Annotated in this window: 21 protein-coding genes and 1 riboswitch; of the genes, 9 read left to right on the top strand and 12 right to left on the bottom strand. The window is 27.5% G+C overall.

All coding sequences use genetic code 11. From position 1 onward, the window contains the following. Positions 1 to 304: 304 nt before the first annotated feature. A complete protein-coding gene (locus BUB83_RS09795) occupies positions 305 to 769 on the bottom strand; it encodes a pyridoxamine 5'-phosphate oxidase family protein (RefSeq protein WP_073338287.1) in 465 nt (154 codons plus the stop codon). 1034 nt (positions 770 to 1803) lie between these two features. Between BUB83_RS09795 and BUB83_RS09790 the strand changes: the two genes are divergently transcribed. From BUB83_RS09790 to BUB83_RS09770, 5 genes are all read left to right on the top strand, one after another. Then, positions 1804 to 2718 carry a ParA family protein gene (locus BUB83_RS09790; protein WP_073338286.1) on the top strand — a complete coding sequence of 305 codons (915 nt, stop codon included), beginning with the start codon at positions 1804 to 1806 and terminating at the stop codon, positions 2716 to 2718. 1 nt (position 2719) lies between these two features. Then, on the top strand, positions 2720 to 3205 hold the full coding sequence (locus BUB83_RS09785; RefSeq protein ID WP_073338285.1) for a hypothetical protein: 486 nt from the start codon (positions 2720 to 2722) through the stop codon (positions 3203 to 3205). A 278-nt stretch (positions 3206 to 3483) separates the two neighbouring features. After that, entirely contained in the window at positions 3484 to 4191 is a 708-nt protein-coding gene (locus BUB83_RS09780) for an HAD family hydrolase (protein ID WP_159434067.1), read from the top strand. Between the two features lie 431 nt (positions 4192 to 4622). Continuing rightward, positions 4623 to 5318 (top strand): cytochrome c biogenesis CcdA family protein, encoded by a 696-nt coding sequence (locus BUB83_RS09775; RefSeq protein ID WP_073338283.1) that lies wholly within the window; start codon positions 4623 to 4625, stop codon positions 5316 to 5318. Positions 5319 to 5446: 128 nt separating this feature from the next. Continuing rightward, positions 5447 to 6070 (top strand): TlpA family protein disulfide reductase, encoded by a 624-nt coding sequence (locus BUB83_RS09770; protein ID WP_073338282.1) that lies wholly within the window; start codon positions 5447 to 5449, stop codon positions 6068 to 6070. Between the two features lie 334 nt (positions 6071 to 6404). Here the strand turns inward: BUB83_RS09770 and BUB83_RS09765 are convergent, their stop codons facing one another. Beyond that, the gene (locus BUB83_RS09765) at positions 6405 to 6761 is read right to left on the bottom strand and encodes a hypothetical protein (RefSeq protein ID WP_073338281.1); all 357 of its coding nucleotides are present in this window, start codon (positions 6759 to 6761) and stop codon (positions 6405 to 6407) included. 303 nt (positions 6762 to 7064) lie between these two features. Between BUB83_RS09765 and BUB83_RS09760 the strand changes: the two genes are divergently transcribed. Continuing rightward, positions 7065 to 7499 (top strand): DUF3842 family protein, encoded by a 435-nt coding sequence (locus BUB83_RS09760; protein ID WP_073338280.1) that lies wholly within the window; start codon positions 7065 to 7067, stop codon positions 7497 to 7499. A 269-nt stretch (positions 7500 to 7768) separates the two neighbouring features. Here BUB83_RS09760 and gltA read toward each other — a convergent pair whose 3' ends face one another. From gltA to BUB83_RS09735, 5 genes are all read right to left on the bottom strand, one after another. Continuing rightward, positions 7769 to 9157: an NADPH-dependent glutamate synthase gene (gene gltA, locus BUB83_RS09755; protein WP_073338279.1), complete on the bottom strand. Its 1389-nt coding sequence runs from the start codon at positions 9155 to 9157 to the stop codon at positions 7769 to 7771. After that, complete coding sequence (locus BUB83_RS09750; RefSeq protein WP_073338278.1) at positions 9157 to 10050, bottom strand: sulfide/dihydroorotate dehydrogenase-like FAD/NAD-binding protein; 894 nt, start codon at positions 10048 to 10050, stop codon at positions 9157 to 9159. Before BUB83_RS09750 ends, gltA begins: the two co-directional genes overlap by 1 nt. Positions 10051 to 10751: 701 nt before the next feature. Then, positions 10752 to 11024 carry a 2Fe-2S iron-sulfur cluster-binding protein gene (locus tag BUB83_RS09745; RefSeq protein WP_073338277.1) on the bottom strand — a complete coding sequence of 91 codons (273 nt, stop codon included), beginning with the start codon at positions 11022 to 11024 and terminating at the stop codon, positions 10752 to 10754. Between the two features lie 145 nt (positions 11025 to 11169). Next, positions 11170 to 11658 carry an HD domain-containing protein gene (locus BUB83_RS09740; RefSeq protein ID WP_073338276.1) on the bottom strand — a complete coding sequence of 163 codons (489 nt, stop codon included), beginning with the start codon at positions 11656 to 11658 and terminating at the stop codon, positions 11170 to 11172. Between the two features lie 150 nt (positions 11659 to 11808). Beyond that, complete coding sequence (locus BUB83_RS09735) at positions 11809 to 12168, bottom strand: MmcQ/YjbR family DNA-binding protein (protein WP_073338275.1); 360 nt, start codon at positions 12166 to 12168, stop codon at positions 11809 to 11811. A gap of 290 nt (positions 12169 to 12458) precedes the next feature. Between BUB83_RS09735 and BUB83_RS09730 the strand changes: the two genes are divergently transcribed. Beyond that, on the top strand, positions 12459 to 13427 hold the full coding sequence (locus BUB83_RS09730; protein ID WP_073338274.1) for a transposase: 969 nt from the start codon (positions 12459 to 12461) through the stop codon (positions 13425 to 13427). A gap of 600 nt (positions 13428 to 14027) precedes the next feature. Here BUB83_RS09730 and BUB83_RS09725 read toward each other — a convergent pair. Continuing rightward, positions 14028 to 14723 (bottom strand): PrsW family intramembrane metalloprotease, encoded by a 696-nt coding sequence (locus tag BUB83_RS09725; RefSeq protein WP_073338273.1) that lies wholly within the window; start codon positions 14721 to 14723, stop codon positions 14028 to 14030. Positions 14724 to 15638: 915 nt separating this feature from the next. Between BUB83_RS09725 and adhE the strand changes: the two genes are divergently transcribed. After that, on the top strand, positions 15639 to 18278 hold the full coding sequence (gene adhE / locus BUB83_RS09720; RefSeq protein WP_073338272.1) for a bifunctional acetaldehyde-CoA/alcohol dehydrogenase: 2640 nt from the start codon (positions 15639 to 15641) through the stop codon (positions 18276 to 18278). Between the two features lie 133 nt (positions 18279 to 18411). Here adhE and BUB83_RS09715 read toward each other — a convergent pair whose 3' ends face one another. The 3 genes from BUB83_RS09715 to BUB83_RS09705 all read right to left on the bottom strand — a co-directional run bounded on the left by BUB83_RS09715 (position 18412) and on the right by BUB83_RS09705 (position 23122). Next, a complete protein-coding gene (locus tag BUB83_RS09715) occupies positions 18412 to 20271 on the bottom strand; it encodes a sensor domain-containing diguanylate cyclase (protein WP_073338271.1) in 1860 nt (619 codons plus the stop codon). Between the two features lie 402 nt (positions 20272 to 20673). Next, positions 20674 to 21315, bottom strand: coding sequence for an energy-coupled thiamine transporter ThiT (thiT, locus tag BUB83_RS09710; RefSeq protein WP_073338270.1), 642 nt, complete (start codon positions 21313 to 21315; stop codon positions 20674 to 20676). A 45-nt stretch (positions 21316 to 21360) separates the two neighbouring features. Next, positions 21361 to 21475, bottom strand: a riboswitch (TPP riboswitch). Between the two features lie 282 nt (positions 21476 to 21757). Then, positions 21758 to 23122 carry a GH1 family beta-glucosidase gene (locus tag BUB83_RS09705; RefSeq protein ID WP_073338269.1) on the bottom strand — a complete coding sequence of 455 codons (1365 nt, stop codon included), beginning with the start codon at positions 23120 to 23122 and terminating at the stop codon, positions 21758 to 21760. Positions 23123 to 23412: 290 nt separating this feature from the next. Here BUB83_RS09705 and BUB83_RS09700 point away from each other — a divergent pair, with 290 nt between their 5' ends. Beyond that, positions 23413 to 24300, top strand: a complete 888-nt coding sequence (locus BUB83_RS09700) for a helix-turn-helix transcriptional regulator (protein ID WP_073338268.1) — start codon at positions 23413 to 23415, stop codon at positions 24298 to 24300. On the opposite strand, the gene BUB83_RS09695 is transcribed toward BUB83_RS09700, so the two are convergent. Further along, positions 24297 to 25034 carry an MgtC/SapB family protein gene (locus BUB83_RS09695; RefSeq protein ID WP_073338267.1) on the bottom strand — a complete coding sequence of 246 codons (738 nt, stop codon included), beginning with the start codon at positions 25032 to 25034 and terminating at the stop codon, positions 24297 to 24299. The two genes, BUB83_RS09700 and BUB83_RS09695, sit on opposite strands and share 4 nt — an antisense overlap. Between the last annotated feature and the right edge of the window lie 46 nt (positions 25035 to 25080).

The following is a 25080-nucleotide window of genomic DNA, read 5'->3' as shown; positions in this document are numbered from 1 at the left end:
AATATACTTGTATATTTTCACATATTTGATTCATATTTTTTATGTTTTTTGACGATTTTTTTTAATTAGATTAAATTTTCTCAATGTATACGTAGCCAAAGCTCGAATTATTCCTGATTTTATTATATAATAGCATTATCTAATTAATATATTAATTAGACAATAAGAGTTTTGATTCCCCCCATAATGAATCGAAACATATACTAGGACTGAAAATAGCTTATACTATATTCAGTCCTTATTGCTTGCAAAAAAAGTTGTATACATCTTATATTTATTATGATAATTAAACAGATTTTTTTATTTATTTCGACGCTTTACCTGTCATATGATCTACACTTATTCTTATCACTTCTGTAACATTACTATCTTTAAGTATATATTTATCTCCTTCAATCAAGTAATCATTTGAATATTTTTTAATTAAAGCAAGTAAGGCATCAACCTTTTCTTTCCCCTTAATTACAGTTGCTTCCCCAAATATAACAACACTTTCATACTTAGTTGTAAATTTTTCTGGTATTAGCTCTACATCCCCCACAACCGAAAAACAAATCTTGTTGTTTTCTTTAATATTCTCTAATTTATGACCATCTATTGCACTATGAAAATAAATATTTCCTTCAAAATAAACATAATTAAGTGGTGTTCCATAAGGATACCCATTCAATCCAATAGTTGATAAAACACCATATTCACCTTTATATAATATTTCTTCACATTTATCTTTGGTAATTTCTTTTTCTTTTCTTCTCATTTCTAAGAACATACTTACTTTTCCCCCTCTACTTGTAGTATATCTCTAAAAATGCTTATTATTTTTGTCACTTATTATAATACTCCTGATTACATATAAATGCAAATTAGCCACTATTATATAATCTAAAACAATAAAAGCCCTATATAATAGGACTTTTACATACTTATCAAAATATTAATGAAAAAATGTACATATATTTCACTGGATTTTGTATGTGCCATTAAAATAGCATATAAATATTAATGCATCACTTAATTGTCAACTATCCTATAATTAATACACTATCAAATGAAATAAATAAGTTTTTAAATAAATAAGTATCACCAACAATTTTATATACATCATGTTTGTCTTTGCCTCTGTTGATCACATTTGTTATTTAGATTTTATGCTTTGACTAACAATGAACTTTTTTCTAAATTTATAACAAATACTTTTAAACTAATTATTTTTAATATTTCCCAATAAGAACTTATAATATATTGTGTCATTTCCTATAGTTATAGTAACAGTGTGGTTTACAAATATGATTCATTCATCATATAGAGGTTACATTAACTTGTAAAAATACATTTCCAATAATAAGTTCAAATTTCTTAAGTAATTATTTCTAGCACTTAACAACTTATTATTATATGTCTTCTTTTTTATACTTCAATGATTGTCTATTTTAACAAGTTAAAACATCAATAATTAACACAAGCATTTTTGAACACTTAAAAGATATAAATTTAAAATCAATCCCCGGAAGATAAAATTTTAAATACACCTTTTCTACTTCTATATATATTATATATCAATTTTGAGTTTTTTCAAACTATATTTTGTATTTTTGTATTTTTTTTACATATGCGTATTGTTTATAGCTTTTTAAGAGCTACTGTTTTTTAAATCCTTTAAAGGACTATTTTAAAGAACTGTCCCTTCATATTAATTGAATCAATATCAATTCAATCAATATGAATCTAAATTTATTTATTCTAGTATCAAATAGATTATCATATAAATAATTTTAAGTAGAATTTATAATTGGAGGCCTATTAATGAAAGTTATATCTATAATAAATTATAAAGGTGGTGTTGGTAAAACAACTATAACCTCTAACTTAGCTGCCGAATTATCTAAAAACAAGAATAAGGTTTTAGCAATTGACTTGGATCCTCAATCAAACCTAACTTTTTCATTTTTAGATGTTTCCAAATGGCATCAAAAATATGAATCTAAAAAAACCATAAAAACCTGGTTTAACAAATGCATAGATGAAAATGATCCTATAGAATTATCAAAATTTATAATAAAACCATATGAAGTAAACAAGCATGTCAGCAAAAACTTAGACTTAATTTCTTCACATTTAGCACTTATTAATATTGATCTTGAACTAGCTGTCATGTTAGGAGGTGCATCTGAACGCCAACAAAGAAATAATTTCTTGAAAGTTCATTCAATGTTGAAAAATGGTATTAAATCTTTAGAGGGAAAATATGATTTTATTTTAATAGACTGTCCCCCGAATTTTAATATTGTAACAAAAAATTCTTTGATTTGTAGCGATTATTTTTTAGTTCCTGCAAAACCGGATTTTCTTTCAACTCTTGGTATTGAACAATTAAAAAAACATACAGATAATTTGTTAAGCACCTATAATAATTATGCATCCTTTACTGATAATAATTATACTAGTGTAAATCCAAGCTTTTTAGGTGTAATTTTTAACATGGTCACAATAAAAAAAAATGATTTAATATCAGCACAAAAACAGTTTGAAGATCAAATTCGTTCAAAAGCTATTCCTGTTTTTAACAGTAAAATAAGGGAAAGTAATACCCTGTTTTGTATGGCTCCTAGCGAAAAAATACCTGTTATATTAGTAAAACCAACAAATGCAACATCACGTTCTGTTAATAAAGAGCTAACAAATTTTGTAAAAGAATTTATAGAAAAAGTAGGTGATTAATTTGAGTAATAAAACAGATTTATCGTGTATATTTAAGATATTAGAAGAATTCCTTGATAATATTTCTGATGAAGAATTTAAACTCTTACTACAAAATAAATGCACTCTATCACTAACTAAAACATTTGATTCTCACAAAACTATATCCAAAAATTCCAAAAAATTTAATGCAACAAGCTCAAAAAAATCATTATCATCAGATAATATAAATAAAAACTTATCGCCAAACCCATCAAAAAACTTATCTTTCATAAATGATTTAAAGAAATGTGAAAATCTAAGTGAGGCATATAAATTATTCAATGAGAATTCATTTTTGAAAAAAGATTTATTATTTATATCAAAAAATTTAAACGTTCATATACTATCTAAGGATAAAAAAGAAGAAATAATAAAAAAAATAATTAATTTTACTATAGGGTCAAAACTTAATAGCAATGCCCTTCAAAACTTAGATTTAACTATAACCCCTAAACAATACCCATAATACTTATACTATCCCTATTTTCTATACCATGACAACTATAAATCTTATCACGGGACAAGTTTCTTTTATTATACCTGTCCCTTAAACTTGTCCTTTAAACTTTTAACTGATTGCTTATCCCATTTAACTATACCTGTCCCCTCATTTTTTGTCCCCTCATTTTTAATTTTAATACTTTCTTTAACACTATTTCTTAATAACAATAATATGTTAAAATATTATAGTATTGTATACATATATAATTCCCACCCAAAAAAATAAAAATGAAGGAGATACTAATGAATACAATTTTATTTGATTTAGATGGAACTTTACTTCCTATGAATACTGATGTTTTTATGGAAATATATTTTAAAGAAATTAAGGCTTATTTTAATGAATTTACCGATGGGGATATTTTTATTCAAAATTTATTATCATCTACAAAAGCTATTTTAGAAAATACTGAAACTAAAACTAATAAAGAAGTTTTTATGTGTGATTTTTCCAATAGAATTTCAGAAGATTTAGAATTTTACAATGAAAAATTTGATTCTTTCTACGATTCAGCATTTCTAAAAACAAAAGCTTCGATTTTTGATAATAAATTAGTACCTGAAATGATAAAAATATTAAAAGAAAAAGGATATACCTTAGCCATAGCAACTAACCCACTCTTCCCCTTAAAAGCTATCCTTCATAGAATTAATTGGGCTAAACTTGACCCCAATGACTTTATGTACATATCTTCTTATGAAAAAAATTGTTTTACTAAACCAAGTTTAAATTTTTACAAAGAAATTTTGAACGATTTACACAAATCTCCAAAAGAATGTTTAATGGTTGGAAATGATGTTCAAGAAGACCTCATAGCCAGTGAACTAGGTATTAAAACCTATCTAATTGAAAATCATATAATTAACAGAGATACTAGTGAAATAAAATTCGATTACAAAGGTAATTATGAAGATTTTTATAACTTTGTAAAGAACCTTCCTTACCTGTAAATATTTCTTTAAATAATAAAATCTCAATTGAAAATAAACCTTCAATCCATAAAATATTAGATGTTCTTTTACACCCGTGAATGATCAATTATTTAATTTAATCTAATTAACTTTGATTTATGCTTATCTTATAAAGATCCCTATAACCGATAAAGATCCCTATAACCGGGGACAGGTACAAAAGATTTGTCTTCTGTACCTGTCCCCACCAAAACGCTAAAAAACAAAAATATTAATTATTAAATGATATACTTTATTAATTATGTGGTATAATAATCTATATGATTACAAAATTTATTGCTAATAATACTAAACTCAACTTTAGAATTCTATAATATTACACTGCTAAAATTTAGCTGCTTTATTTTGTACAATATTGTTGTCACATTATCATCAAATTGTTCCAACCTACTTATGAAAGGAGAATTTTTATGTTTGCAACAAACGTTTCTTTTTGGGTAGCTTTTGGTGCTGGTATCTTGTCTTTTTTTTCTCCCTGTATACTTCCCTTGATTCCAGTTTATTTCATGTATATTACTGAAAGCACTATAGAAAGCCAGTTATTGAACCAAAAAAAAATAGTTTTAACTAGAACAATAGGATTTGTTATCGGTTTTACAATTATATTTATATTAATGGGCGCCACTGCAACTTTTATTGGAAAGATATTTGTACAAAACAAATCAATTTTTTCAAAAATAAGTGGTCTATTAATTATAATTTTTGGATTAAATATGATGGGCATTATCAAATTTAATTTTCTACAAATTGAAAAAAAAGTATCTGAACCAAGAGTAGCTACTAGTTGGTTTAGTTCAATTTTAGTTGGAATGGCTTTTGCTGCTGGTTGGACCCCTTGTTTTGGGCCAATTCTTGCATCTATATTAATATTTGCTGGAAGTTCTGAAACTATGTTAAAAGGAATATTGTTACTTCTAATTTACTCTATAGGGATGGCTATTCCATTTATTGTTACAGCCTTATTTATTAATTATTTTAGAAAATTTATAAAAAAATCCAGAAAATTTCTCATCTTTATTCCTAAAATAAGTGGAGCTATAATGGTGATTTTTGGTTTTCTTGTTTTCTTTAATAAAATAATAAACCTTAGTAGGCTTTTTGTTTAACTTTTAGCTACTTCTACTTACTTTATATAACAAGATTTAATGATATTTCAAAGTTAAGTATTAAAAATTTTATAAATAATATTTTTATTTTTGCTTATGTTCAAAAATAATTAATTGGAGGCTCAAGAATGAAAAAAGATAATTTTGTAGTTTTAATAGTATCAATACTTTTTATAGGTGCTCTATCTTATTTTGTGGTAGAAAATCTTTCTTCAAAATCTTCAAATACAAATGATTCTTCTTCAAATGAAGTTAACGAAATTGTTATAGAAAATAAAACCAATGAAAAAGACAATCAATCAACTGTTGAAAATCAGCCATCAGCAACAATCCCTGAAGTTGGAAAAGAAGTTCCTGATTTTACTCTTAAAAATTTAAATGGTGAGGAAGTTTCTTTAAGTGATTACAAAGGTAAAATTGTTATTGTGAATTTTTGGGCTACATGGTGTAAATACTGTGTTAAAGAAATGCCCGACCTCCAAAAATTTGATGATGAAAATGATGAAATTGTTGTTCTTGCTGTAAATGTTCAAGAAGACTATGATATTGTCAAAAATTATATAGATAATAGTGCTTATTCTTTTCCTGTACTATTGGATGAAACTGGCAACATATCTTCTACTTATTTAGTCAGTTCTTTTCCAACTTCCTTTTTCATTAATGAAGAAGGTATTTTATTAGGATCTGTCCCTGGAATGATGACTTATATCCAGATGAATGATATATTAGTTAAAATAAAAGAAGTCAATTAATTCAAATATTTCAACTCAAACTTAAAAGTCCGCTCCTTTCTTGTAAAGTTTTGGTACCAAGTTTCGGTACCTGTCCCTACTAAATTCCTATAATTGTACAGAAATTTTTAAACTTTTGTCTTTTAAATTACAAGAATATAAAAGATATGCTCATATTTTACCTGAGCATGTCTTTTATAATTTATATATAAAGTTACACATTCCTTCAAAACTTGATTTACTAATGAATAAATAATAGATATAAGTTAATTTTTAAGATGCGAACCCTATAATTTAACATATAAAAAATTAATTATTTTATCCATTTTAACCGAAAAAACTGCCCATAAGGCAGTTATTTAAATAATAATCTATTTTTATATTCATTCCAAAGTGGCTTATTCATCATTTGAATTTTGAAATACATATCTTCATAACTGTATATACTATTATTTAGGATATGTTTTTCCTCTTTTGACTCTATATCTAAATCATAATTTAAATTATATTCCAAATCATTTTGACTGTCTTTTAAACTATATTGTCTCAGAACAGAATTAAAAAAATTCACTTCTTCATTTGTAAGTAAAATCCCTTTTTCCCAAGCTGCATGGATAATTTCTTTCGTGTTTTCTCCACTAAAAATGCTATCTGCAAATCTTTTGTTTTCACAAACGTTAGTAATTAATTTAATTATCATATCCTGATTCATACAATTTCCCCCTTATTTACTGATAATTCACCCACCATTTACATATATGGTAAAATACATATTTTTTAGTTAATTTGTATTTTATTATAATAATAATACCATATCAAAATACAAATATAAACAATATTTATCTTCTAAAAACAAATTATTTAATTATTTTTTAAATATTATTAAATGTACTATTCATATAACCTTGTTTTTTAGTTTTTACTTAACTCAAATATATATATCATAATACTTATTTAAATATGATATAATTAATCTTGTTAAAATATTTTTTAATTTGTTCTGGAGGATTATATTATGAAAATAGCTGTTGTAGATTGTCAAGGTGGAGGAATCGGGAAAAAAATCATTGAGAAATTAAAAGAAAATTTGAGTGAAAAATCCATTGAAAATTCATCAATAAAAATTGATATTATAGCATTGGGCACTAATTCTATTGCTACAATGGAAATGCTAAAAGCAGGTGCTACGTCTGGTGCTACCGGAGAGAATGCTATAAAAGTAATGAGTCAGAAAGTAGATATTATATCTGGTCCCATAGCCATTTGCGTTCCAAATTCTATGTTGGGGGAAATTTCTTCTGAAATTGCTTTTTCAATTGGAACTAGTGATGCAAAAAAGATATTACTACCTTTAAACAGATGTGGTTTACTAGTGGCCGGTGTAAAAGATTGTAAAATTGTTGAACTTATAGATGATTTAGTTGATTTGATTATAAAAGAAATATACTAATCAAATTAATAATTTTAAACATAAGACATGCTTCATGTTTAAAATTATTGATTCATTGGGGACAGGTATCGTTGAATACCTTATATAAAAGGTTTCACTATACAAATATTTAACTCGCTATATCCTCCAAAAACAATAAAACGCCATATAAAAACTTTAGGACAGGATATAAATTTGTGTAATTACAAATCTATATCCTGTCCATTGTAAAATTTTTAATAATACTTAAAATTGTTCACTCAACCAAATTCTCATTTAAACAGCTTTAGTTAATTCACAGAATTTCTAATATCTTCATCAATAGCTTTAGCTGCTTCTTTTCCTGCACCCATAGCTAATATTACTGTAGCTGCTCCAATTACAGCATCCCCACCTGCATAAACTCTTGGCTTTGCTGTTCTTCCTGTTTCATCAGCACATATACATCTATATTTATTCAAATCAAGTCCAACAGTTGTAGAACAAATTAATGGATTTGGTGAAGTTCCAAGTGCCATTATTACAGTATCTACATCCATTACAAACTCAGAACCTTCAATAATTTGTGGTCTTCTTCTTCCAGATGCATCCGCCTCACCTAGTTCCATTTTCACACATTTCATTCCATTAACCCAGCCATTTTCATCTATCAAAATCTCCACTGGATTTGTAAGAAGATCAAATATTACACCTTCTTCTTTAGCATGATGAACCTCTTCTAATCTTGCTGGAAGTTCAGCTTCAGATCTACGATAAATTATATGAGCTTCGGAACCTAATCTCAATGAAGTTCTAACTGCATCCATTGCTACGTTTCCTCCACCTATTACTGCTACTTTTTTACCGATTTTCACTGGTGTTGAATATTCTTTTTTATAAGCTTTCATTAAGTTAACCCTTGTTAAGAATTCATTAGAAGAAAATACCCCATTTGCATTCTCTCCAGGTATGCCCATGAAAATTGGAAGACCTGCCCCTGAACCTATGAATACAGCTTCAAAACCTTCTTCTTCTAATAATTCATCTATAGTAACTGTTTTACCTATAATTACATTAGTTTCAATCTTAACGCCAAGCTTTTCAATATTATCAATTTCAGTTTTTACAACAGTATCTTTTGGAAGTCTAAATTCTGGTATACCATAAACTAAAACTCCACCTGTTTCATGTAAAGCTTCAAATATAGTTACATCATAACCCATTTTAGCTAAATCTCCTGCACATGTTAATCCCGCTGGGCCACTTCCTATTATGGCAACTTTTTTGCCATTTTTCTCTGCTGTAACAGATAGGTCTATGTTATTTTCTCTTGACCAGTCCCCCACAAATCTTTCTAACTTACCAATAGCAACAGCTTCTCCCTTTATATCCAATACGCATTTTTGTTCACATTGAGTTTCTTGGGGACAGACTCTACCACAAACCGCTGGAAGAGCACTATATTTAGCTATAACTTTTGCAGCTTCTTCAAATTCTTTATTTTTAACACATTGAATAAACCCTGGAATATCAATACTTACTGGGCATCCTGCAACACATAATGGTTTTTTACAATTAAGACATCTTGCTGCTTCCGCTACTGCCTCTTCTTCATTGTATCCATAACAAACTTCTTCAAAATTTTTATTTCTTATATCTGCTTCTTGTTCTCTAACTGGAACTTTTTTCATTCTATCCATTAGTGATCACCTCCGCATGAGCCTTCACCTTTATGATGATGAGTATCTCCCTCTTCTGTTTTAAGTTGTGCTTTCCCTTCTTCTGTTTTATACATTCTGCTTCTTCTCATAGCTTCATCAAAATTTACTAAATGTCCATCAAACTCTGGCCCATCCACACAAGCAAATTTAACTTCATCCCCTACAGTAACTCTGCATGCTCCACACATACCAGTCCCATCAACCATTATAGGATTCAAACTAACTGTTGTAGGAATATTATATGCTTTTGTAGCTAAAGCTGCGAACTTCATCATTATCATTGGTCCGATAGCAACTACATGGTCATATTTTTTACCTTTGTTATCTAATAAATCTTTAAATACATCTGTTACTAAACCTTTAAATCCATAAGAACCATCATCAGTAGCCACATATAATTCTCCTGCAACTGCTTTCATCTCTTCTTCTAATATTAATGTAGATTTTGATCTTGTTCCAATAATAACATCTGCTTTAATTCCATTTTGATTTAACCATTTTACCTGAGGATATACAGGTGCTGTCCCTACTCCTCCAGCTATAAACAAAAATCTTTTATTTTTTAACTCTTCAATATTTTCATAAATAAATTCAGAAGGTTGTCCTAACGGTCCAACAAAGTCCTTAAAAGAATCACCTACTTCATAATTAGTCATTTCCAAAGTTGAATTACCTATTTTTTGAAATACAATGGTTACTGACCCCTTATCAGCATCATAATCACAGATAGTAAGTGGAATTCTTTCACCTCTTTCGTCAGTTTTTACAATAATAAACTGACCTGGTTTTGCTGATTTAGCAACCCTTGGAGCCTCAATATCCATTAAATAGATATCTTCTGTTAAAAGTTCCTTCTTTAAAATTTTAAACATTTTTTTCCTCCTCTTCCTACTACCTCACTTCATATTTTTCTTAAAAACTCACAAATGACAATACCTCAAAGTGTAAACTTTGTCCCCAAGCTAAAATCATTTTTACTTATTTTTAAGATTAAGCGAGTTAATAATTTATAATTACTAACCCATTTCTAACACATTAATTTTTCACAAACCTTAAATTTGATTTTAACACAAAGTTTATTCTATTCCAATAATTAATCTAGAATTATTTTAATCTTATTATATGTTGAATTATTTTGATCTTAACTTATATCAAATTCTCAACTTTTAAAAAATCTCACATTTTTATTGCAATGTATGTATTGTCACAAAATTGCTTATTATATGATTTTTTCATCCTTTGTTTTTATTCTTACTTAATACTTATGACTCAAAGCTTTAATTGTCTATTTGGTTAATTAATTTGATTTTTGCTATATGGTTATCATTGTCAGTTTTTCATGTTTTATTTGATAATACTTCCCCATTATTACTATCCATAAAAATAAAGAAATTAATACAAATAACACCTAAAAAGTTTACCTTACCTCATGTATATAGTCAAAAAAAACAAAACAAAGCCTCCAAATTACTAAGAAAACTTTGTTTTGTTAATGTACCTGTCCCCGTACTTATACGGGGACAGGTACATTATATATTTTTTTTAACCAACATGTATTTTATTAATTAATTGCTTATTTTACAACCTCAATAGAAACATCTCCATCAATCTGGCATTCACAAGCAAGTCTATAACCCTTTTCCAATTTTTTATCTCCTATAATTTTTTTCTCTGCTTTAGTAGGTTCTGATACTTTTCCCTCCAAAACTTTTACTAAGCATTTTCCACACTTACCTTTACCACCACATGAATCTTTTATTTTTACTTTAGATTCTTCTGCTACACTTAGAATAGTTTTACCTTTTTTACTTTCAACTTCTTTTACGAATTTAACTAAATTGCTCATATAAGTACCCCCTTAGGTTGATTTTTAATACATCTTTGCTAATAAATAATAATTATTATTATATACTATTATTTATCTGTTTTCTTTTATTATACTATAAAATTATAAAAATTGATACTTTGAATTATACTTTATAATTATTCTTTTAATATACCTTATAAATATTTTCAATATACATTCTACCTGTCTCAGTTTTAAAATATTTATCATATACGGTTTTTATTGATCCTTTATCAAACTCATCTTCATAAATGTTAACTAAAAAATCTGCTTCTATAAGAATTTGATAGTCCTGTCCCTGTATATTGCTATAGTCATGATGATGCGCAATAAGATAGCAAACTCTTTCTACTACCTTATCCATCACATTATATTTTTGCAGAATTTCTTTAGCAACAGGTGGTCCTTCTATTTGTTGCCATTTACCATTAGATGAATTATATTTAATTTCACTATTTTTTATACCTATATCATGCAAAATAGCAGCAATTTCTAATATTATTCTATCATCGTAATTCAACTTTTCATTTTCCCCAATAAATTTTGAAAAACTATGTACCTTCAACGCATGATTAATACGTTTTATATCTCCATCAAAATAGGTTATCATTTCTGTAATCAATTTCTCAATCATTTAATTTCACTCCTTTTGATATCTCGTGTATATGTCAACACAAGCCTTTGTTTTACTTGTTTTATACATAGACTACATATATTTTATGTAGTCTATAATTTTTCATATAACTTACCTCTAAGGCTTCCTAATCGCTCCTTGAATTTTTTATTACCTGTCCCTTAAAACTTCTTTTTGTTTATTCTTCGTTAAAGAATTAAATACTATATCATATGATACATCAATAAATTTCTTAATAATATTATCGTCTAATTTTCCATCTAAATAAATTGTATTCCAGTGTACTTTATTCATATGATATCCTGGAATAACTTCTTGGAACATTTCCCTTAATATTAAATTTTCTTCTTTATAATTTTTCAAGTTAATACTTGGCCTATTCTCATGAATATTAGCAAGTCCAAAAATCTTCCCCCCAACTTTATATACGGGGACAGGTACCTTAAAAGGCATTCCTTTTTCAGCACCTAATTTAGATAAACAATACTTTTCTATATCTTCAATATTCATTTGCTATTCCTCCTAAAAAATATTTAATCCACTTTTATATATTCTAACTATTTAACCTTAATGGCATATTATCATACTATTATTAAATTATTAAGCATTATTATTCAATAAAATTATTTTATCATATCTATCATTAATCAAAATATTATTTTCCTATAATTTGCAAATTAAATAATTAATTGTTTTTTATGAAATTATGATTATTTTTAATATTATTGGTGATAATTAAGCTAACGAATATATTCAAAACAAATAACAACTAAAAATCAAAAACTAAGGAGGCTCTTCTAATGTCAAGAAAAAATAGAATTAAACTTCCAAATGGAATTTATCATATATCACTTAAAGGCTTTAGTGATTCATGGTTATTTAGAAATGATGAAGATAGAAACAAGTTTTTAAAAATCCTAAAAAAATATCAATTAATTTATTTATTTACAGTTTATGAATACTGTATATTAGGTACTCATTGTCATTTATTAATATATTCAAACGGAGCTGATATAAGTAAGTTTATGCATGGAATAAATCAATCCTATGCAATTTATTACAATAAACAATATAATCGCAAAGGTCATGTATTTGGCGACCGTTTTTACAGTAGAATAACTAAGGATAATTATGATTTACTCAATGTTGCAGCATATATACATAATAATCCTAAAGATATAAAGGGTTACAACGATTGTGTGGAAAAATATCAATTCTCCAGTTTCGGCATATATACTGGTATATTCGAAGATAAGTATTTATTGATAGACTGTGATTTTATTCTAAAAATTTGGGGTAATGATATTATCCAGTCTAGAATAAAATTCATTAATTTTGTTAAATCAAAGCTTTGTATTGAAGACTTTGATGGAAATTTAGATATAGTTCAATTAGAATATCTAAATAATAAAATTAATTCCCCTAATCTCAATAATTCTTTCCCTGCTTTCGAAAGATCTGTTGATACTGAAAAAATACTAGCATTTTTAATTAATCAATCTAATATACCTGAAACTGAATTTTTGAAAAAATATAATACAAAAGTTAATGAACACATATCCTTTTGTATATTACTATTACATGGTTTCAAAGGCCTAAAATATTCTGAAATTATTGATATTTTTAAAACTTATAACCTTGATTCTATGTCCCTTAAATTTTCGAGAGGATATGATTTAATCTGCAAAGAACCATATTTCAAACAACTATACTACTGCTTTCTCAAAAAATTTTCTATCCCTATAAGTGATGAGTTAAGTGATGAGTGAAAATTGAAAAACTATTATTTAGCTCACCAACTCAATATATATTTTTATCGCTAATCTTTCTTTAGATTTTGGCCCAATTTTCATTTAAATTATCTTTATATTCTATATCTCTTGATGTTTTCCAAGTATAACTGCCTATTTTTGTTTTTAGTTATTTTTATGCCATTAAATGAATTTATTTCTTATTTGTCATTGACAAATTATTAAAAAAGAATTATTATTAATTATAAAATAGTATTACTTTTCTACTATACTATCCAATAACTAAACTAGGTTTATATATTTTTTATGGTGGACATGCTTAAAGTTTAGTCATGTTTAATTAAGAGCAATATATACTATATAATGTTCTTAATATTGATACTTTGTTATAAATATTATATGTATGTTTTAATAACCAAAATAAGCATTACATTAATAAGTTATTAGTAAGTATATATACTTAGCCTCCTATAACTACCCCTTACTTTAGCTGCTGGATGCCCCTCCAACAGCTAAGTATTAAAAAAGCATGTAATAAAGATTTGCTTTATGCTTATCTTTGTTTACATGCTTTTTTTGTTTAATATTGGTTCACATTATAAAACGCAAATAGATGTCTTAATCTAAATTAGATGATCTTTCTTTAGAGTCTTTATAATAAATGTTAAGTTTTCTTAAATTAGCTACCCATAAATATATTATAAATGGAAAAAACACCAAAAATACAAATCCATTGCCATACATTAGAATAAAATCAAAAATACCATGAAGAACCAAAGGTACTGTTAACGCTTTTCTGTAATATACCCTACTCAATTTTGGATAAATGCAAAATTTAGATAGGGACAGGTAATATCCCATTGTAACTGCAAAAAGCATATGAGCTGGCACTGAAAAAATTCCTCTTGATAAACCCACATAGGGATTTGTTGCAAATCTGAATACTACATATATAATATTTTCGGCTGTTGCAAATCCTAATGATGCAAATACAGCATAAATTATTCCATCTAATTTCTCATTAAATGCCGGATTCTTAAATGCAAATTTCATAACAACAAATCTTTTTATTAGCTCTTCTGTAAATCCAGCTACAATAAAAGCAGTATAAGCAATTCCAATTACTCCAATAAATATATTAAATCTAGATAAAATTCCTTCAACTAAAGCTGTTGGTATTACTGATAATGCTCCAAACAAAAACACTTTTCCTAACAAACTAAGTGGTTCCCTATCAAACCTATCAGTTAAATATGCTGCTAACGCCAAAGCAATCCCTGGAAGGACCGCAATTACGAATAATTGTAAATACATTTGCTCAACTCACTTTCTTTTTATATTTGTTTATTTATGCTAAGAGTTACTTATACTTCTCAATATAAATAAATAACTTCTTAAATCTTTATAGCTAAAAAAACAAGTTTACAAAATATACGAATGTTATTTGAATATTTAAACCACTATATCTTTAATAATATTACTACATTTCAAATTTCAAATAACTATAACTTCATTGTATTTCATTATTTTAATGATTATTTAATAATTATTTTATGTAAAACTCTTTTCTTTTACATTTTGATTTTACTTTTCTTTTGTATTATACCATATTAATTAATACACTGTTATTTACAAAATAAATAAAACAAAGTAAGTATTACCTGTCCCCATACTTGCTTTGTTCATCTTTATGTATATAATACTCTAATAGTACCTGTCCCCCACATCAGTCCCCCACATCAGTCAATCATTTCTTTGTTAATTTTTTAACTATATCTGAGTAAACATTTACATTTTTTTTGATTTTACTCCTTTTTTAATCCTTTACTTAAGCTAGACTAAATATTTTTAGGATAATATATAACATCTTATTTGATTTATAATTTTACATTTAATCCTTATTATTACAAAATCATTAAGCTATCTAACAACGTTTACAATGATTTTACGCAAATATTTAATTTTTTACATAAAAAAAGCTAAATCTATATGCCTCTTTTTTTGAGAAATAGTATTGACAAAATTTTAACGATGTCATATAATTAAATTGTTAAATGGTTAACAAACTTTAACTAAATTTCAATAGTAAATCAGTACTAAATATTACAATAAACAATACTGAATCAAAAATGTTAGTATGATTTAATATTTTAAAACAAAAACTAGTAGTATGCTTTAAGTAAATTAAGTAAATTAAGATAATAAAAATAATATCTGAGGAGTGGTTTTATGAAAGTTACAAATATGGATGAACTATTATTAAAAATTGCTGAGGTTAAAGCAGCACAAAAAGAATTCTCTACTTTTTCACAAGAACAAGTAGATAAAATTTTCAGACAAGCTGCAATGGCTGCTAATGATGCAAGAATTAGACTTGCAAAAATGGCTGTTGAAGAAACAGGTATGGGTATTGTTGAAGACAAGGTTATAAAAAATCATTTTGCTTCTGAGTATATTTATAATCAATATAAAGATGAAAAAACATGTGGAGTTATCGAAAGAGACGCTTCCTTCGGAATAGAAAAAGTTGCTGAGCCAATCGGAGTAGTTGCTGCTATAGTACCAACTACAAATCCTACTTCTACTGCTATATTCAAAGCTTTAATATCATTAAAAACTAGAAACGGTATTATCTTCTCACCTCATCCAAGAGCTAAGAATTCTACTATAGCTGCTGCAAAAATTATTTTAGATGCTGCTATAGAAGCTGGTGCTCCTAAAAATATTATTGGCTGGATAGATGAACCATCTGTTGAACTTTCAAGTGCTGTTATGAAAAATTGTGATATAACACTTGCAACTGGTGGTCCTGGAATGGTTAAAGCTGCTTATTCATCTGGTAAACCTGCAATCGGTGTTGGTGCTGGTAATACGCCTGCAATCATAGACGAATTTGCTCACATTAAAATGGCTGTTAACTCAATACTTCTTTCAAAAACTTTTGACAATGGTGTAATTTGTGCATCAGAACAATCTATAGTAGTAATGGATTCAGTTTATGAAGAAGTTAAAAAAGAATTTGCTGACAGAGGCGCTTATATACTAAAAGGTGATGAAATTGAAAAAGTTAGAAAAACTATTATTATCAATGGTGGATTGAATGCTAAAATTGTTGGTCAATCTGCTTACCAAATAGCTAAATTAGCTGGTATAGAAGTACCTGAATTTGCTAAAGTATTAATCGGAGAAGTTGAATCTGTAGAATTAGAAGAAGAATTTTCTCATGAAAAATTATCTCCAGTATTAGCTATGTATAAAGTTAAGAGCTTTGATGAAGCATTAACAAAAGCTGCTAGACTTGTTGAACTTGGTGGATTTGGCCATACTTCAGTATTATATACTGATCAAGTAAAATGCAGAGATAGAGTTGAAAAATTTGGTGCTAAAATGAAAACTGGTAGAACAATAATTAATATGCCATCTGCTCAAGGTGCTATCGGCGATATATATAACTTCAAACTTGCTCCATCATTAACACTTGGTTGTGGTTCATGGGGTGGAAACTCTATATCTGAAAATGTAGGAGTAAAACATCTATTAAACATTAAAAGTGTTGCTGAGAGGAGAGAAAATATGCTTTGGTTTAGAGTTCCTGAAAAAGTTTATTTTAAATTTGGTTGCCTACCTATAGCTCTTAAAGAATTAAAAGATTTAGGTAAGAAAAAAGCATTCATTGTTACAGACAAAGTTTTATATGATTTAGGATATGTTGATTCAGTAGTTAAAGTTCTTGAAGAAAATGAAATTGATTGTAAGGTTTTCTTTGATGTTCAACCTGATCCTACTTTAGCAACTGCTAAAAAAGGTGCTGCTGAAATGACAAGTTTCCAACCTGATACAATAATTGCTTTAGGTGGCGGTTCTCCAATGGATGCTGCTAAAATCATGTGGGTTATGTATGAACACCCTGAAGTTCATTTTGAAGATTTAGCTATGAGATTTATGGATATTAGAAAAAGAGTATATAAATTCCCTCATCTTGGAGATAAAGCAATGATGGTTGCTATCCCTACTTCAGCAGGGACAGGTTCAGAGGTTACACCTTTCGCTGTAATTACAGATGAAAAAACTGGTGCTAAATACCCTCTTGCTGATTATGAATTAACTCCAGATATGGCTATTGTTGATGCAGAGCTTATGATGAATATGCCAAGAGGATTAACTTCTGCTTCAGGTATAGATGCTCTTACACATGCAATCGAAGCTTATGTTTCTGTATTAGCTTCTGAATATACAAATGGTCTTGCACTAGAAGCTATTAGATTGATATTTAAATATCTTCCAGATGCATATAATAATGGAACAACTGATGTAAAAGCTAGAGAAAAAATGGCTCATGCTTCAACAATGGCTGGTATGGCTTTTGCAAATGCCTTCTTAGGAGTTTGCCACTCAATGGCACACAAATTAGGCGCTGAACACCATGTACCACACGGTGTAGCAAATGCTTTATTAATTAACGAAGTAATCAAGTTCAATGCTGTAGAAAACCCAAGAAAACAAGCTGCTTTTGCTCAATACAAATATCCAAATGCAAAATGGAGATATGCTAAAATTGCAGATTACTTAAATCTTGGTGGAAGTAATGATGATGAAAAAGTTGAACTATTGATAAAAGCTATAGATGAATTAAAAGCAAAAGTAGGAATTCCTAAATCTATAAAAGCTTTCGGTGTATCTGAAGAAAAATTCTATGCAACTTTAGATGAATTATGCGAAAATGCATTTGATGATCAATGTACTGGAGCTAACCCTAGATACCCATTAATTAGTGAAATAAAAGAACTTTATATCAATGCTTTTAACGGTTCAGAAGTAAAAGAAGAAAAAAAAGAAACTAAAAAAGTTTCAAACAAAAAAGCTAACTAATTATATACTTTCAATAAATTAATAAAACCCAATAAAAGGAACAAGGTAGAATGCTCTCTACCTTGTTCCTTTTTAACAGTCTTTTTATATTCCTTTGCTTTTGCTGCGTTTTATGATTTTCCAAATTACCTTATCAGAATTCAGTTCTATTTCTTCCTAAATCTTTTGCTTTATATAAAAGCTCATCACATCTATCTATTATATCGGAAACATTTGAATTTACAGTGCACTCACATATGCCAGCACTTATTGTTACTTTATCTTTTATACCTTCTATTTTCAAATTTTCTACGTTAACTCTTATCTTTTCTATTAATTTAAAAGCTTCATAAATACCTAATCTTGGCATCACTATTAAAAATTCTTCTCCTCCATATCTACCAACTATACCTTTTTTATTTAAAGTATTTTTGATTAGTTCTACAATTTTTTCTAATACCCTGTCCCCCATTTGATGTCCATAACTATCGTTAATTCTTTTAAAATAATCTATATCCATCATTGATACCGATAAAAATTTATATTCATCTATATTATCTATACTCGTTTGTAGATAATTCACAATATTTCTATGATTTAAAATTCCTGTAAGACTATCTATACAAGCCAATTCTTTTAATTCCATATTTTTATTCTTCAGCTCATTAGTTCTTTCTTTTACTTTTAACTCAAGAGTTTCATTTAAATTTTTAATTTCTACATACATTTTTCTATTTTCATTAGCATAAATTTCAAGATTTTTAAATGCATTTGTAAACAATCTTCCAGTAGCAATTGATTGTATAACGATAAAAATAAATACTCCTATTGGCACTAAAAAAGATGTTTCTAAAACTTCAATAGTTACTAAAGCATCATTTATAAAACATAAGAAAATAATGAACATGCCTACTATAAAAGTAAAAGCACCTTCCTTTTGATTTTTATAAGTCTTAAATAATACATTTAATATATATAGACATAAGAGGGCTGACATTATCAAGAAAACATTCAAATATTTTTGTGTTATACTTGTTGGCAGAAAAAGGTGCAATAATATAGCTAAAATAAATAATATTTTAATAACTTTATAAATCCGCCTATTATAAACTTCTTTATAAATATGATATACGTACATATTACAAAATAAGAAAGCTAAATATATAGTTAAATACTCTAATTTAGTTACAAAAATCCACTTTATATTAGGAAATATCAAATAAATACTCCTACTTCTTGTTACAATATTACGCAAAGCAATTGTAATTGCGAACAAAGAAAAAAACAAATATTCTTTCCATTGATTCTTAAAAATAAAATATACCAAGTGATAAATACCCATCAAAACAAGTCCACCTATTATAAAATAATCTAAAATATGATCTTTTAAAGCTTTATTAATTATATTATAACTTGTCCCTATATAAATAGAATCCCAAATTCCTCCATCGAGTTGAGAAAAATTAGCTACTTGGATTATAATATTAATTTCAGTTTCATTTGTATAGAAATTTATTAAATTAGGCTTATATGATGCTATGAATTCTTCTTTTGATGTGGTGACTTTGCCATTTTCAATCATTAAATCATCATCTATATATAGTTTGTACGCCGAACAAATATCCCTAATTTCCAGGGACAGGTCCTTGTTTCCTTCTGGAAGCTGAACCTTTAATACATACGTTCCAAATGCTCTTCCCTCCATAATAGAAGACCCATATTCCACGCCTGTCCATAAAGAAGGAACTTTTATATTAATACCTTCATAATCATCTATATTAATGATTTCCTCATAACTAAGCAACTTGTAAGGATATAATTTCCATTGTCCATTGAGTTTAACATTGTTTTTAAAATCAAAAGAACTAAGGTCTATGTTGCCATTAACTACTGTTAGGCGGGTTTTACTTTTTATAGGATAGGCAGCTAATATAAATACCAAAAAAACAATTAATACAGCCGTCAATGAAATTTTTAACTTATGTCTCTTTATTAATCCACTTAATGTATTCATTGTGTACTTCTCCCATTTAAACAATTTTGTGTACTCTTATATATTTAACTAATCTTATTTAAATTATATCACAAATAGTTACATATCTAACATTTTTATTGTTAGATGACTTATATTTTTCTCCTTAATATATTCAATAAGTTTCAATAAATGAAATATCAACATTTAAGCTAGATTCATAGTTTCATAGCTACTTTTATTTTCTCACCTTATATACTTAAGATCTACACACTTTATGGATCATATATATTATTTTAACATGATAATAAACACATCTGATTTACCTATATGAAAACTCTTAGAATACTTCTACAAAAATGTATAAATAAAAACTAGCTTAATATTACCATGAAAAAAACACTATACATTAATATAGTGTTTTTTTCATTTATTCAAAAAAATTTATTCAGTAATAATTTTTTTCAATTTATCTAATGGTAATATAGCTAAAATAACTATTACTATTATTGAATCAAATACTAGATATGATCCATTATATAGTAAGGAATATAAATAAGGTGACATTCCCTCCGGTGCATAACTTCCCCAGAAAACCACTCCTGCAAAGTAATGACACATAAATCTAGCTGAGACTGCTACCAAGGTTCCTAAAAATACAAATTTTTTATCTCTTCCTTTAAATAATCCAATAAGTCCTAACATCATAAATGGAAGTGGATAGTCAAATAATACTTGTACAGGATGCAAAATATAAGGACCTAAAATTAAATCTACAATTCCATAAACAAATCCTGTAAGTAGTCCAACCTCTGTTCCATAAAAATATCCCACCAAAAGAATAGGAATCATACTTCCAAAAGTTACACTTCCTCCAAATGGTGCTTGGTAAACCTTGAACATTTTTAAAACTGCTGTTAATGCAATCGCAAGTCCCATAAATGTCAACATTTTGGTTGTAAATTGAATTTTTTTCATCTTATTCAACCCAATTAAAAGAATCAACACTCCTAACAATGTTATGTAGGTCGTTGGATAAGAAAAGATTTCTGTTAAATTTTCTCCTATAGATGCGCTTAAAAACATAAAAAAATACCTCCCTTATTGCGCGAGAAGTTTCTTGTTAGAAAATATTAATATTTTCTGCTTTCCTACGCTGGTATAACCCAGATCAGGTAATGAGGGTAATAACTCAATTCACATTGATTTATTTCTCAGTCAAAACAAGACACCCCTAGCTACTATAATCTTTATATTATTTACTGTCCTTAGTATACTTGATTTTCCTATACTTGTAAAGCCAAATTGTTCTTATAATTCGCTTTTATTGTAAACTATCATCTAAATAGACCCATTATCTATCACAGTTAATTTAATTCCAATAACTCCAATAACTTCAAATTAATCACCATGCCCATCAAATAACAAATTCCTCGTAATCCTTAGTTTTAAGAATTGAAAAAAAGTTGCAGTATGTTTAGTACGCAACTTTTTTGAATTGTATAATCATTAAAATCTAATTAACATCTTAATCTAAATTTTCTCCATTACTTTCAATAACTGTTTTATACCAATATGCTGAATCTTTAATCGTTCTCTCTTGAGTAGCATAATCCACATATACTAAACCAAATCTATGTTTATATCCATGAGCCCACTCAAAATTATCCATTATTGACCATTGGAAATAAGCTTCTACTGGTATTTCCTTTGATACTTTTCTAAGTTCCAATAAATATCTATTAAGAAAATCAATTCTATTTGCATCATGAACTTTTCCATCTAAACTTATTACATCTCTTGAAGATAATCCGTTCTCAGTTATCATAACTGGTTTCTTATATCTTTCATAAAAAAATCTCGGTCCCCAGTACAATGATTTTGGTGTTATTGGCCATTCGAAAGCTGTTATAGTATATCCATATGGACGTTTTGCGGGGACAGGTACTGAATTTTTCATTTCCACTTCCCTACCATTATAAATATTGCATCCGAAATAATCCAACTCCTCACTAATTATTTTTAAATCTTCCTCAAGAGTATCTGGAAGATAAGCTTTATATCTTCTAATAATTTCGTCTGGATATTTTCCCAAGAATACAGGATCATTCCATAATGAGTTGGACCAAAAAATACTCCCCACTGGTGTATGTTCATCCATATGAAACATTGCTATTTCTGCCGCTTTTACATCTTCTTCTCTATCTGAATTTGGAATTGCTACTACACCCACTGGTGCATAACCAATTTTAGCCGGCAATTTACTGTTTTCTCTTATTATTTTCACTGCCTTACCATGGGCAAGCAATGTATTATGAGCCATTAAAATCAAATCATATTCACTTAATTTCAACCCTGGCGCGTGTTCTCCTTGTCCATAACCCAATCCAATAAAACATTGTGGTTCATTTAAAGTAAACCAATTTTTAACTCTATCAGAAAATCTATCTACTGCTACTTTAGTATACTCTTCAAACCAAGCTGAGGAATCAGTATTCAACCAATGTCCTTTTTTATAAAGCTCATAAGGGTAATCCCAATGAAAAATTGTTACATAAGGTTCAATATCGTTGGCAATCAATTCGTCAATCAATTCATTATAAAATTCTATGCCTTTTTCATTTACCTCACCAATTCCTTTTGGCATAATTCTAGGCCAACTTAATGACAATCTGTAAGCTTTTACTCCAAGTTCTTTCATAATAGCTATATCTTCTTTAAATTTATGATAATGATCACAAGCCATATCGCCCGTATTCTTTTCCCATACATTTCCCTGTGTTTTACAGAACATATCCCATATAGATAATCCTTTTCCATCTTCATAAGCAGCACCTTCTATTTGATAAGATGCAGCCGCCACACCCCATGTAAAATCATCTTTAAACTTCATTATTAAACTCCTTTCAATTGCACATTATTTACCATTTAATTATTTGATTTAATTTCTTTTCTTGTTATAACTATACCACTTAAATTGTTTTATTTTAATATAATAAACTGTGATTATTTATATATTCTTGTCATTTTTATAAATTGTTTTATAATAATATTATGCTCACTATGTATAAATATATGTACAAACCATATGTAGCATCAATTTATACATAAACTTTATCTATATATAGGAATCCCAGTTCAACTATTAATTTTCATTTTTAATAAATTAAAAGGAGTGACCTTATGCACAAAAAAATATCTACTGATAAAATCCATATTAATGAAATTTCACCCAGATTATTGACTTGTTATTTAATTAATCTTAAAAACAAATCAGAAGAATCTGATCCAAGATATGTTTTTGACTACGAAATTGAGTTTATCATTGAAAGCGAAGGTATGATGTACATCAATGGTGATTTTGTTGATATACCTGCTAATTCAATTGTATTTAGAAGGCCAGGCGACTATACCTATGGTATCTATCCTTATAAGTGCTATATGATAGCAATTGATTTAAAAAATAATACTAATAAAAGTAGTACTGATTACAATATCTATAACCCTCAAAGTTTTCAACCAATTTATCAACATGAATTTTTAGATTCAATTCCACGTGTTTTAAAATGTTCAAACCCTAAACTCTTTGAACATTATTTTTCCGAAATTTTAGATGCTTTTATAAAAAACGATTTATATTCAGAAATACAAATAAAAGCTATTATTATACAAATTTTATATAATTTATTTAAAGAAAGTAAATCTTCCTTATACAATAACTTTAACACAATTAATTCTCCTTATAATTTAAAACTCAAAAAAGTACTTAATTACATAGAAAATAACTTAGATCAACCCTTACCCTTATTAGAATTAAGTAATTTAATCAATTTAAGTCCATGGTATTTTCAAAAAATATTCAAAAAATACCTTGGTATTAGTCCTAATAAATATATTTTGAATAAAAAAATATCTTTAGCAAAGAATCTTTTGATACATACTGATAACTCTATAGAAAATATTGCTTTAAAATGTGGGTTTAAAAATGCACCCCACTTTTCTACTTCTTTCAAAAAAAATGTAACCTTAACTCCTAGTGAATTTAGAAATAAGATTACACAATATTTTTAGATTTTTTCGATTTTGCTTACCCCTTTAATTTTGCTAACTTCACTTAAAATATAAGATGTTTGTATGTGTCTTGGAATAAGTATTGTATAAAAAACTATTTTATCATTTTGCAATACTTTTTCCTTTTTTGATGATTTTTCTATTTTTTCTACTTCTTCATTTTCTTCAATATCAAATTCAATATTTTTAATTTTAATACCATTTTCATCAAAAATAATTTCTGCATCTCTTATAAAATTTTTATCATAATATTCAATTTCAAATTTAACTAATTTGCTTTTGTCTATTAATCTAATTTCTATTTTTTTCAAGGAAACTAAAGCTATAAATACAGTTAAAGTTGATACTATACTCAAAAAATAATATCCCATACCTACTGCTAGTCCAATGCATGCAACAACCCATAAACTAGCTGCTGTAGTTAGTCCTTTAACTGCTCCTTTGTCTCTTATGATAGTTCCAGCCCCTAAAAACCCTACCCCTGTTATCACTTGGGCTCCAAGTCTTCCAATATCAGTTTTTAACGACCCTACCAAACTAGGATTTTGCTCTAATAAAGTCATTACTCGCTGCAAATCATATATTTGTATCATAGACACCACTGTTGCGCCAACACAAACTAATATATGTGTACGAAACCCTGCTGGTCTATGCTTATATTCTCTTTCATATCCAACTAAACCACCTATAAATATGGCTAATAACAACCTAATTATTATTTCATAATATAACAATCTTCTTCCTCCATTTCATAAGTGTATTAAAAAAGCTTATAGTCAT

The organism is Clostridium grantii DSM 8605 (genome assembly GCF_900129965.1).
Lineage (GTDB): Bacteria > Bacillota > Clostridia > Clostridiales > Clostridiaceae > Clostridium_AF > Clostridium_AF grantii.
Note: the sequence above shows the minus strand (reverse complement) of the source record. Positions and strands in the feature narration are given on the sequence as shown.